Origin of the sequence: Ramlibacter sp. 2FC, assembly GCF_005503345.1 — a bacterium.
In the GTDB taxonomy this organism is placed as follows: Bacteria; Pseudomonadota; Gammaproteobacteria; order Burkholderiales; family Burkholderiaceae_C; genus SCMQ01.
The window spans coordinates 1-1,479 of record NZ_SCMM01000130.1 but is presented as its reverse complement, the minus strand read 5'-3'; the positions used below and the strand labels follow the sequence as shown (position 1 = coordinate 1,479).

Annotated in this window: 1 protein-coding gene; it reads left to right on the top strand. The window is 64.0% G+C overall.

Translation table 11 applies throughout. The features are described 5' to 3' along the window. Nucleotides 1-67 precede the first annotated feature (67 nt). Nucleotides 68-1,450 (top strand): IS701 family transposase, encoded by a 1,383-nt coding sequence (locus tag FFS10_RS22860; protein WP_137896897.1) that lies wholly within the window; start codon nucleotides 68-70, stop codon nucleotides 1,448-1,450. Nucleotides 1,451-1,479: the final 29 nt, after the last annotated feature.

Here is a 1,479-nt window from a genome sequence, read left to right as displayed (position 1 = left end):
TAGTCTTACTGTGTCATAAAAATTAAGGCATGATATGCCCGTCATTTTTCCCTGTGACGAGGGTGCGATGGGCATATCCAAAGAATTCGATCGATACATGGCTCACCTGGCCGAAGGGCTTGGCCATGCCGACCGTCGCGCAGGATTGACCGGGTATTGCACCGGCCTGATGCTGCCTCTGTCGCGCAAGAGCGTCGAGCCCATGGCCGCCCGCGTCGATCCGCTGCGCGCCAGCGCCCGGCACCAAGCCCTGCATCACTTTGTCGCCAAGGCCCAATGGAGCGACCAGCAACTGCTCAATCGCGTGGCGCAGTGGGTGGTCCCGCATATGGACTTCAGCGCTGGCGGCTGGTGGATCGTCGATGACACGGGCTTTCCCAAGAAGGGCGTCCACTCGGTGGGCGTGACACGCCAATACTGCGGGGTGCTGGGCAAGCAGGACAACTGCCAAGTGGCCGTCAGCGTCTCGCTGGCCTGCGAACAAGGCAGCCTGCCGGTGGCCTGGCAGCTGTACTTGCCCCGCAACTGGGCCGAAGACGCCGAGCGCAGACTCAAGGCCGGGATTCCCGAAGACATCGAGTTTGCGACCAAGCCTCACATTGCCCTGCAACAGCTACGGGGCCTGCTCTCTGAAGGAGCACCCAGGCACTGTGTGCTGGCCGACGCAGGCTACGGGATCGACTATGCATTTCGTCAGGGGTTGACCGATCTGGGCTTGCCCTACGTGGTCGGCATCACCTCGGCCGTGGTGGTCTGGCCACCGGGAGTGGAGCCCCTGCCGCCGAAGCCCTACAGCGGCATGGGCCGTCCACCGGTGATGCCACGGCGCACCGCCAAGAGACAGCCGGTGAGCGTCAAGGCATTGGCGCAGTCCTTGCCCGACAGCGCATTCCAGAACATCAGTTGGCGCGAAGGCAGCAACGAGCGCCTGACGGGCCGCTTTGCGGCGCTGCGGGTACGCTGCGCCGGGGGTAACGTCGGCAAGGCGCGTCTCTTACCCCAGCAGTGGCTGCTCATCGAGTGGCCCGCAGATCAGGCCGAGCCCGAGAAGTATTACCTGTCCACGCTGCCCGACACCACGGCACTGAACGATCTGGTGCGCGCCGCGCACATGCGCTGGCGCATCGAGCGCGATTACCAGGATCTCAAGCAGGACCTGGGGCTGGGCCACTATGAGGGGCGGGGTTGGCGCGGATTTCACCACCACGCCAGCCTGAGCATCGCGGCGTACGGCTTCCTGATGGCGCAGCGGCTGAAATCCGGCAGCAGCGCCGGCGGTAAAAAAAACTTCGTCGAACGCCAAGTGCCTGCCATTCCCGAAGATTACGTCCCTCGGGGAAGCCCAGCGCGCGCAGCGTCACGTGCCGGACTCGATCAGGACGCTGCGCCTTCAGTTGAGCGTCGCACTCGCAGGCGCCCTGGGACATTGCCCGCATTGCGCCGCGGTTAGCGTCCGACTACGTTTGTGACACAGTAAGA

Coding starts and splice junctions, on each gene's coding strand:
- FFS10_RS22860 (WP_137896897.1), top strand. CDS start 68: ATGGGCATATCCAAAGAATTCGATCGATACATGGCTCACCTGGCCGAA.